Origin of the sequence: Psychrobacter sp. UBA2514, from assembly GCF_002341255.1 — a bacterium.
In the GTDB taxonomy this organism is placed as follows: domain Bacteria; phylum Pseudomonadota; class Gammaproteobacteria; order Pseudomonadales; family Moraxellaceae; genus Psychrobacter; species Psychrobacter pacificensis.
Genome location: NZ_DDNS01000051.1, coordinates 1 through 9,677 on the forward strand (window position 1 = coordinate 1; position 9,677 = coordinate 9,677).

The 9,677-nt window shown below is 42.7% G+C and carries 10 protein-coding genes; 6 read left to right on the forward strand and 4 right to left on the reverse strand.

What is annotated here, in order from left to right; genetic code table 11:
• Positions 1–149 precede the first annotated feature (149 nt).
• The 4 genes from B3V51_RS12270 to B3V51_RS12285 all read left to right on the forward strand — a co-directional run bounded on the left by B3V51_RS12270 (position 150) and on the right by B3V51_RS12285 (position 3,272).
• Entirely contained in the window at positions 150–485 is a 336-nt protein-coding gene (locus B3V51_RS12270; protein WP_058024226.1) for a c-type cytochrome, read from the forward strand.
• A gap of 319 nt (positions 486–804) precedes the next feature.
• On the forward strand, positions 805–1,473 hold the full coding sequence (locus tag B3V51_RS12275; protein WP_212563949.1) for a c-type cytochrome: 669 nt from the start codon (positions 805–807) through the stop codon (positions 1,471–1,473).
• Between the two features lie 309 nt (positions 1,474–1,782).
• Positions 1,783–2,913 carry a hypothetical protein gene (locus tag B3V51_RS12280; protein ID WP_093067566.1) on the forward strand — a complete coding sequence of 377 codons (1,131 nt, stop codon included), beginning with the start codon at positions 1,783–1,785 and terminating at the stop codon, positions 2,911–2,913.
• Positions 2,889–3,272 carry an RnfH family protein gene (locus tag B3V51_RS12285; protein WP_286708507.1) on the forward strand — a complete coding sequence of 128 codons (384 nt, stop codon included), beginning with the start codon at positions 2,889–2,891 and terminating at the stop codon, positions 3,270–3,272. Before B3V51_RS12280 ends, B3V51_RS12285 begins: the two co-directional genes overlap by 25 nt.
• Before the next feature lie 50 nt (positions 3,273–3,322).
• Here B3V51_RS12285 and B3V51_RS12290 read toward each other — a convergent pair whose 3' ends face one another.
• Positions 3,323–3,742 carry an outer membrane protein assembly factor BamE gene (locus tag B3V51_RS12290; protein ID WP_058024230.1) on the reverse strand — a complete coding sequence of 140 codons (420 nt, stop codon included), beginning with the start codon at positions 3,740–3,742 and terminating at the stop codon, positions 3,323–3,325.
• Positions 3,743–4,069: 327 nt separating this feature from the next.
• On the opposite strand from B3V51_RS12290, the gene fur reads away from it, so the two are divergent.
• Positions 4,070–4,504, forward strand: coding sequence for a ferric iron uptake transcriptional regulator (fur, locus tag B3V51_RS12295; RefSeq protein WP_058024231.1), 435 nt, complete (start codon positions 4,070–4,072; stop codon positions 4,502–4,504).
• A 136-nt stretch (positions 4,505–4,640) separates the two neighbouring features.
• Here the strand turns inward: fur and B3V51_RS12300 are convergent, their stop codons facing one another.
• Positions 4,641–5,762: a PilT/PilU family type 4a pilus ATPase gene (locus B3V51_RS12300; protein WP_212563948.1), complete on the reverse strand. Its 1,122-nt coding sequence runs from the start codon at positions 5,760–5,762 to the stop codon at positions 4,641–4,643.
• Between the two features lie 119 nt (positions 5,763–5,881).
• The gene (locus B3V51_RS12305; protein WP_093067571.1) at positions 5,882–6,937 is read right to left on the reverse strand and encodes a type IV pilus twitching motility protein PilT; all 1,056 of its coding nucleotides are present in this window, start codon (positions 6,935–6,937) and stop codon (positions 5,882–5,884) included.
• A 366-nt stretch (positions 6,938–7,303) separates the two neighbouring features.
• Between B3V51_RS12305 and B3V51_RS12310 the strand changes: the two genes are divergently transcribed.
• On the forward strand, positions 7,304–8,032 hold the full coding sequence (locus tag B3V51_RS12310; protein WP_071003702.1) for a YggS family pyridoxal phosphate-dependent enzyme: 729 nt from the start codon (positions 7,304–7,306) through the stop codon (positions 8,030–8,032).
• Positions 8,033–8,132: 100 nt separating this feature from the next.
• Here the strand turns inward: B3V51_RS12310 and B3V51_RS12315 are convergent, their stop codons facing one another.
• A complete protein-coding gene (locus B3V51_RS12315) occupies positions 8,133–9,407 on the reverse strand; it encodes a hemolysin family protein (RefSeq protein ID WP_186475165.1) in 1,275 nt (424 codons plus the stop codon).
• Between the last annotated feature and the right edge of the window lie 270 nt (positions 9,408–9,677).

Here is a 9,677-nt window from a genome sequence, read left to right on the forward strand (position 1 = left end):
TTACAAATCTCGCTAAGGCATCTGCATTATCGTCGCTTTGTGCCTTGTCTGGAACCATTTTAGCGATCAGCAGTGCCTATCTGCGAATGTTCAACACGCCCTAATAGAACGATTGATGTGACACGTGAAATCTCACGAGGAGGTGCTCTATGTTTTCAATCAATAGACTTCTTAGTAAGGGCTATCATGCTCTAACAGTTGGCAGTGCTGCCTTATTGCTAAGTGGCATCATGATCAGTAGCGCAGGTGCGGCTGATATTGCTACTACTTATGATAACTCATGTGCAGCCTGTCATGATAGTGGCGCACTAAATGCTATCAAAAAAGGCGATAGTGCCAAATGGCAGAAACTTATTGAGCAAAAGGGCATGCCGACACTCATTAAATCTGTCAAAAGTGGCATGATTCAAATGCCAGCAGGCGGTCTTTGTAACACCTGTAGCGATGATGACTACCGCAAGCTTATCGAGTATATGAGCAAATAGTCCATTTAGACATGAAGCTTGAAGCGATAAAATAGAGCGCTGGGTTTACAACCTGAATGCGCTTTTTATTTTTGCCCTATACTTTAGGCTATGCTCATCAGAAAACTGATGAATACTACGATTAAGTAGGCAAATGATACAAAGTCTTGCTATAATAATCGAAAATAAACCCTGATGTTAGTAAGTACTTTCAGACTGCTTGTGTCCAAGACCTCAAAATATATGCCACGCCTATGATTAAAGAGGCGACTATATTAGGTATCTTATCCGTGCAATCACTCTAAATAATGCTTACGCCGAGCTAGTAGGATTTGTATCAATGAAAAAGTTAATCGCTGCTGCCAGCTTATGCGTTGCAAGTTTCAGCGTACAAGCTGCTATTATTGTTCCTGAGTATGACGTCGATGCAGGTCAGAAAATTGCAGAAACCGTTTGTGCTGCTTGTCATGGTCTTAATGGGGTCAGTATTGTTCCTGCGCAGCCAAACCTTGGCGGCCAAAATGTAAAATATCTTTATAAACAGTTAGTTAACTTTAAAGCAGGCTATCGCAAAAACGGTATCATGCAGTCACAGGTTGCTAACTTGTCTCAGCAAGATCTAGCCAACGTGGCAGGTTACTACTCTAGCCAAGCGCCTTGGGGTGTTGGATACGGCAACCCTGCAACGAACCAAGAAGCCACCAAACTATTCTTGGGTGGCGATAAATCACGCGGTGTGATTGGTTGTGCTGGTTGTCATGGTCCGGATGGTGCAGGTAACCCTTGGGCAGCGTTTCCAAAATTAGGCGGACAGCATGCCCAATACATTGCCACTCAGCTAAAACTATTCCGTGCCGCTGGACGTGCTGATGATATCGATAGCGATGATCAAAAACGTGTCAATGATGCTGCGAAAGAAGGTGAGATGGGTATGATGCAAACCGTTGCATCGAAATTATCAGATCGTGACATTCGTATCTTGTCAGACTATGTGAGTGCTATTCACTAATTAAACGGCACTGATGATCACTATCTGATACGCACGTTGTAGATAGAATTATTGAGCACCTTGCACATATTGATCATGTCTGAACTACTAAACCCCGATTTCGGGGTTTTTTTATAACTGTTTGTCCCTTATATTGAAAAGACAGTGTACAGCTGAATTGCTTTACAGAGGTAACTCATTGCTCTGTATAATTATAAATTACCGTTATTCACTTTATACCATACTCAAAAATGCGATTAGCTGTATCGAACTCGTTTTGCTTGCTACTGTCGTTTTTGTGAATGGTATTAGATCGTTTGGATTGAGATTATGATGATCCGTTATGCTTCTTATTTTATCGCGGTATTGTTACCGTTGTTATTATTTCGCTGGTTTGCCCCTGCTTCAATCGGTGAGATCGATTTTTGGTTATTATGGCTGCTAGCAATGGTGTTGGTCGCGTTGCCAGTTGTTTATGCTGAGATAGCTTTGGCTTATCGTAGTGTCGAGGGACCTTTGGCCGGTATGCAAAAGCTCACTCGCGAATCAGATGCAAGCCCAATATGGCGAAGCTTTGGTTGGCTGGCTGCATTGGTTTCTATTGTGATTGCAGCATTGATCATATCAGGTGCCAGTACAGGGATATTAACCGCTTTGACTGAGCTTAATAGTACCCCTGATGTACCAAGTTTTGCGGTTGCCGCAGGGTTGATGGTTATTACTGTGCTATTAAGTCTGCTTGGCGTTGCGCCTTTGCCTATTGGCCTCGGATTGATGGTCGTTGGATTAATATTGGGCATCGCAAATGGTGTGCCTAATATTAGTTTTGCTATGACCGATATCAGCTTGGTTGAATGGGCGCGGGCAGTGGCGCTAGCATTGGTCAGTGTTGGTGCGGGTACAGGGTTGTACTGGTTCGGGCAAAACTTGGTCAGTAGGCAGACGGTCACTGCCGTGGAAGCAAGCAGCCAACAAGCACAAAGTAGGGCTGCTCGTGATTATCGTGCCACTAAATTGGTATTACCAATTTGGATTTTGCAGGTATTGGTAGGGGTTGTCGCGTTATTTATTAGTGGTATGTCGTTACCACCGATTGGACAACTACTCTATTGGGCTGGCGTACTATTCGTCGTTAGCTATTTGCTGCATTACAGTACTCAGCAGTTAGCGCATAAGTTTGGGCTGTTAGTTAGCTTGATAATAACTTTTGTTTTAGCATTGCTACTAGTGGTTGCGATTCCGACGACTTGGCTGGTAGGCATTCTAGTTATAGTGAGTAGCATAGCGGTACTACTATTATCGGTATTTGCAGGATGGCAGATGAAGATCAGTCATTTACGCAAATCATTGAACTTTAGCAGCGAAGCATTCTATAACTTATGGCGAGTCGCGATACGTCTTGTCGTACCGCTGGCATTGCTATTGGCGTTAATAGGTTGGGTAATACAGTGGTTGAGCTAACAGGTGATGTCAGTAAGCATAGTAATAGTAATGCACTGCAATCGGAGTTAATGACAGTCTATCTGGCGTATGCGGAAGATGAGCAGCGCCAGCATTATCTGGTGTTAAAGGTTAGCCAAGGTACGAGTCTGTATGAGGCACTAGGCAAAGCTGGCTGGCTTGAAAGGTTTGCAGCGCTGGCAAAATGGTGTGAGCAAGCAGTAAACGTTACAACGCCAACCGCTAAACGTTGGCATGTGGGCATCTATGCACAAAAACAGCCGCTGAATTATCTATTGCAGCCTTTTGACCGTATCGAGGTATATCGCAGTTTAAGCGCTGATCCAATGTCTCAGCGCAAAAATAAATCTCGCGGTTAAGTTATTATTAATTTTAACTGTTAGTCATTCGAGCTGATAAATCGTACGGATTACGATGCTGGCAAGCTCTCGATACCTTCGATGCGAGTGACCAAACCATTATCATCAAAGTAAACGACTAAGTGTTGGCTTGCATTTTTGACATCAGCAATGCCTTTACGGCGGCCTTCGGTGCCTGCTTGGTAATCGTAAATGTAATCCCAGCGCTTAGGTTCAAGGGTATCTCTAATCGCAGGACTGCCAAGGATATAAAGTACTTGGTTCTGATTCATCCCTACTTTTAGTTTTTGTGCTTGGGTTTGAGTAATCGCTGTGCCTTGAGGCAAATCAATCTTATAAACGCTCAATAGTGAGCAGCCAGACATAGCGACAGTAGCGCTCAGCATACTGGTGATAACAATGTTACGTAGTACGCTGGCATGGCTTAACGGACGAAAATTTAATGTCTTTATCATGGTAAGATGACTCATAAGAAATGAATTAGGCGCGGCCAAAGTTAGATGGTGCGAGTCTGACCGACAATCTTGGACAAATGATACGTCATTTACTTGCAATTGCCTACCACTTACGACATTATTTACCAAACACCACCTGAATGGTTTTATTATTTATATTTTAAATTCATAGGCTTGCACTGCGGTTATTCAGGGAATTATAAAGCAGTCCGTCACCTCATCAGCACTGTTTTGAGGGTGTTAAAACCACTTATATTTAATAAAGAATAATCAGCAACGATTATTTATCTCATATTTTTTAGTTTTTCATTTGCTAAGACTGTCACAGTCAGAAGGGATATTATGGCTTCTTTTACCAATCAAGATTTACGTAGAGCAGGATTGAAAGTTACGTTGCCTCGTATTAAGATTTTAGAGCTGCTAGAAAGCGCCGAGTTACACCACATGAGTGCAGAAGAAATATACAAGGCGCTCATCGAACAAGGTGAAGATGTTGGTCTTGCCACGGTCTATCGTGTACTCACCCAATTTGAGCAGGCGGGCATTGTAGAGCGTCATAACTTTGAAAATAACTTGTCAGTGTTTGAAATTACCCAAGAAGAGCATCACGATCACTTGGTTTGCGATGTTTGTGGCAAAATCATTGAATTCCATAATGAGATGATCGAGGAAGAGCAGCTGAAAGTCGCAGAAAAGCACGGCTTTAAACTATCGGGTCACTCGTTAGTCTTATATGGTATCTGTGCTGACCAAGCTTGCAGAGACAGTGCCAAGTAAAGACCTTGGTTATCAATCAAAGCTTTATTTTTATAAATGACTCTAAGATCTCTTATATTAAAAAGCCCTCATTATTGATAATGAGGGCTTTTTTGAGTTTAATTTTTCAGTATGTACTGACATCACTCTCAATGGCTTAACTGATGTCTAACGATAAACTATCGGCACCTTCATCCAAATTCGCTTTACCATTTCTACTACTAAGCTTGATTTTTAGGCGTAAATCGTTAGGAGAGTCAGCATGTAAAATGGCTTCTTTGTAAGTGATTTCTCCTTGTTCATACAAGTCAAAAAGCGCTTGATCAAAGGTTTGCATACCGCTGTCTCGAGAGCGTGTCATGACGTCTTTGATTTCATGCACCTCACCTTTACGGATATAGTCGCTAATTAACTGTGAGTTTAATAAAATCTCAATAGCAGCACGGCGTCCTTTGCCATCAGGGGTTGGAATGAGCTGCTGAGCGATAATGGCCTGCAAGTTCAGTGACAAATCCATAAATAGCTGATTATGACGACTGGTTTCAAAGAAATGAATAATACGGTCAATCGCTTGGTTGGCATTATTGGCATGCAAGGTTGCAAATACCAGATGCCCTGTCTCAGCGTACTGGATAGCGTAGCTCATGACCTCACGGTTACGAATCTCACCAATCAAGATGACATCTGGTGCTTGGCGCAGCGTATTTTTTAGTCCTGCTTCAAATGAATGAGTGTCGATACCGACTTCACGCTGAGTGATGATACAACCACGATGTTTATGGACAAACTCGATAGGGTCTTCTATGGTAATGATATGCCCATGAGAGTTTTGGTTACGATGTCCAATCATAGCCGCGAGCGTAGAGGATTTACCTGTGCCGGTCGCGCCGACCAGCAAGATAATGCCGCGCTTTTTCATGGCCAGTTCTTTGAGCGCTGGCGGCAAGCGTAGTTCCTCAACAGTTGGGATCTTATTCTCAATTTTCCGTAAAATCATTCCTGCCATATCGCGCTGTATGAATGCACTGACCCGAAAACGTGCTTGCTGTGCTTCATCAGATATAGCAAATTGACACTCGTTCGTCTCTTTAAATTCTTTTTGCTGGCTAGGGGTCATCACTCCTTTGACTAACATCATGGTCTGATCAGCGGTCAAAGGGGTTTTACCGACAGGTAAAATTTTTCCATTTACTTTCATGGAAGGCGCTACATCAGCAGTAATAAAAAGGTCAGAGCCATTTTTATTAATCATCAACTGCAATAATTTATCAATGTCCATATCGTACCTGCATTCGATGTAAGTCGATTAAAAGTTATTTAGAGTAGTGTATTAAAGGTCATTCATAGAGACCAATAACAATCTAGCACCATTCACGCTTTTTTGTGATTTGGCTGAGACTATAAAAATGCCTCAGGTTGCTTGGCATAAGGGCGAGCCACATCTTTACTGATGGTGCCTTTGCCAACCAAGTTTTTTAGCGTTTGATCGAGTGTAATCATGCCTTCGCCTGCACCCGTTTGGATGGCAGAATACATCTGAGCAATTTTGTTTTCACGTATTAAGTTACGGATAGCGGGTGTGCCTAGCATGATTTCATGAGCTGCCACACGTCCACCAGCTTGACGACGCAATAGGGTTTGTGAAATAACGGCTTGTAGTGACTCCGATAGCATGGCACGAATCATATCTTTTTCGGCGGCAGGGAATACGTCGATGACACGGTCAATCGTCTTAGCGGCTGAGCTAGTATGCAGAGTGCCGAATACTAAATGTCCTGTTTCGGCCGCAGTCAGTGCCAAACGAATGGTCTCAAGGTCACGTAACTCACCAACCAAGATGACATCTGGATCTTCTCGCAATGCTGAACGTAATGCAGGCTCAAAACCTAAGGTATCGCGGTGCACTTCACGCTGGTTAATCAGGCTTTTTTTCGATTCATGGACAAATTCAATCGGATCTTCAATTGTTAAAATATGCTCTTTACGACTTTCGTTAATATAATTAATCATGGCCGCTAGCGTCGTCGATTTACCCGAACCAGTTGGGCCGGTAACTAGCACCACGCCACGTTTGAAGTCTGAGACACGTTTGAACACGTCGCCCATCCCTAAGTCTTCCATGGTCAATACTTTAGAAGGGATGGTACGAAATACCGCGCCTGCGCCGCGATTTTGATTGAATGCATTGACTCGAAAACGTGCCAAGTTTGGAATCTCAAAAGAAAAATCTGTCTCAAAAAATTCTTCAAAATCAGCGCGCTGCTTGTCGTTCATAATGTCATAAATGAGCTGATGAACCACTTGGTGCGTCATCGCAGGCATATTGATGCGTGTCATCTCACCATCGGTACGAATCATCGCAGGCATGCCAGCTGAAATATGTAAATCCGATGCTTTATGTTTGACCGTAAAACGTAGCAAGTCTTCGATACTTAAGGTGTTTTTTTCAGCCATAATCCGATATTCCTATCAATTAGTCAGGGTAAGACAAAAGAGCATAAAGGCACGTGGTAAACTATCCATCAATCGCTTTGTTTAAGCGTAAAATATTGAAGAGTGAACCAGCATGCCGTCTTTACCACCGCTATCATATTCAGTAGCATATGTTAAAGCATGTAACAATATCATAACAAGACTGTGAGTATTTAACCATCTACTCCTTTAAGAAAATATGAAATTAGTCATTTTTCAGCTAATTTTATATATGGGCGATAAATAATTTTTTATTAAAAATATTTAAATTAAGCAATCTCAGCCATAAACTTTTTATAAAACATATTAAAAATTAAGTAAATTTTGAGAGCCTTATATATGACTGATATGAAAGAGACAAATCAAAGTGTTGATAATCAGACGCTTGTCGCTAATTGGCAGCAAGTCAAAGAGCAAATGACCCAAGCCTATGAACAGGCATCTGAGCGAGATAGTAGATCTGCCAATACTACCATTTTGCTAGCCGTGTCAAAAACCAAGCCTGCCAATATGATTGCTACTTTGGCGAATGAGGGACAGCAGCACTTTGGCGAAAACTATCTACAAGAAGCCATTGAAAAAATAAATACGCTAAAATCGAATCCTGCATGCGCGGATATCGTCTGGCATTATATCGGCAGTATTCAGCGTAATAAAACACGCGATATTGCCGAGCATTTTGATTGGGTGCAAACCCTTGAGCGCGATATCATTGCCAAACGTTTAAACGATCAACGCCCAGATGAGCTCCCAGCATTGAACGTATTAATTCAGGTAAATATTGATAACGAAGACAGCAAGTCAGGTTGCCTACCAGCAGAACTGCCAGCATTGATCATAGCGATTAAAGGCTATGAGCGCTTGCAACTGCGCGGGTTGATGATTATCCCTGCCAAAGCAGATACAAACGCTTTTGCACGGACCAAGGCATTGTTTGACGATATAAAAGCCAGCCATCCAGAGTTGAATGCTTGGGATACACTTAGTATGGGGATGAGTGGTGATATGGCAGAGGCGATAGACAACGGCTCTACCATGGTACGTGTTGGTACGGCTATCTTTGGTGCGCGAGACTAAATCATGTCCCTAATGCAAACGTTTATCACCATTCTGAAAATACGAACACGCCCTAGAATCCTGCGTACTAGGCCAATCGAATGAGTCACTAATTGACCGATCAAGTCGTCTCTTCTAATCTGGTCACTAGCATTTGCGTGATTTTTAGATTGTCTGTTGCAATGATTTCAAACCGATAATTGGCATACTCGATCGTATCAGTCTTCTTAGGAATTTTGCGCAGCATATACATCATAAAGCCACTGATGGTCTCATAGTTCTCACTGCGCGGTAAATCGACGATATCTAATGCACGAATGACATCTTCAATAGGGGTCATACCATCGATCAACCATGAGTTGTCTGTGCGCTGAACAATAGGCTGCTCCTCAAGCGTCACAAGCTCGCCCATCACAATGCTCATCACGTCTTTGAGTGTGATAACACCAACCACAAGCCCATATTCATTCACGATGACAGCGAAGTCTGCGCCAGTCGATTTGAACATCTCTAATACTTCAAACAAAGACAACGTATCAGGTACAAAGAGCGCAGGCTTTAGCAGAGATTTGTTTGTCAGGCTAACCTCTTGCTGATTTAAAACCAAGGCCAGAAAGCTACGAGACTCTACATAACCCACGATATGTTCTAGGTCGTCATCATGGCAGACCAAAAACTTATTGTGTGGCTGCTCAATCATGATATTTACGACTTCTTCGGTACTGGTTTTGGTATCAAAATAAACGATATTTTCGCGTGGGTTCATCACTGAGGTGACGGTACGCTCCTGCATATCAAAGATATTTTCTATCAGATGATGCTCTTGTTTTTTTAGCACGCCTGCTTCAGCGCCTGCATCCATGACGGCATAGATATCTTCTGGGGTCATATCGTCTTGGCGGATGGTTGAGATACCAAAGGATTTAAAAAGGATATTTGCAGCGCCATCGAACACCCAGATAATGGGTTTTAATATAAAAATCAAGAGAATCATTGGACGTACCAGTCGCACCGCTATCGCCTCAGCACTCGACATTGCCAAGCGTCTGGGCATGAGATCGGCAAGTAGTGAAAACAAGCTGGTGATGAGTACAAACGATATCACTGAAGCCACCGCTTCACTATTAAACATCTGCTCCAGATAAGGACTAATGGCTGACTCGCCTACAGCACCCGCCGAGATAGCAACCGCATTCAGTACTATCTGTACGACCGTGATAAAGCTCCCAGGATGATCCTGCATATTGAGGACGTCAAGTGCGCGAACATCGCCTTCTTTTGCCATGATTTGCAGTTTGATTTTGCGCCCTGCGGCAATCGCGATTTCAGCCGCAGAGACAAAGGTACTCAAGGCAAGTAGAAGGAGAAGAAAAACACTGGCAGTTAGCAAGCTCATGACATACTCGAAAAGAAGTAAAGCGGAATTGGGTCAAAAATAATCAGTAGTTAAAGGGAGAAAATCAGAAGGTGGACGGTAAATTTGTTCATGTATAAAAACCAAAAAAGCTGGGCAAGCACCCAGCTAATAGGAAAAATTCGACGTTTTGTCAAACGATCTGACTTGCACCTTTCAACTCATAAATTCGTAAATCATATAGGGCGTGTTGAACATTCGCAAATAGGCACTGCTGATCGCTAAAATGGTTCCAGACAAGGCACAAAGCGA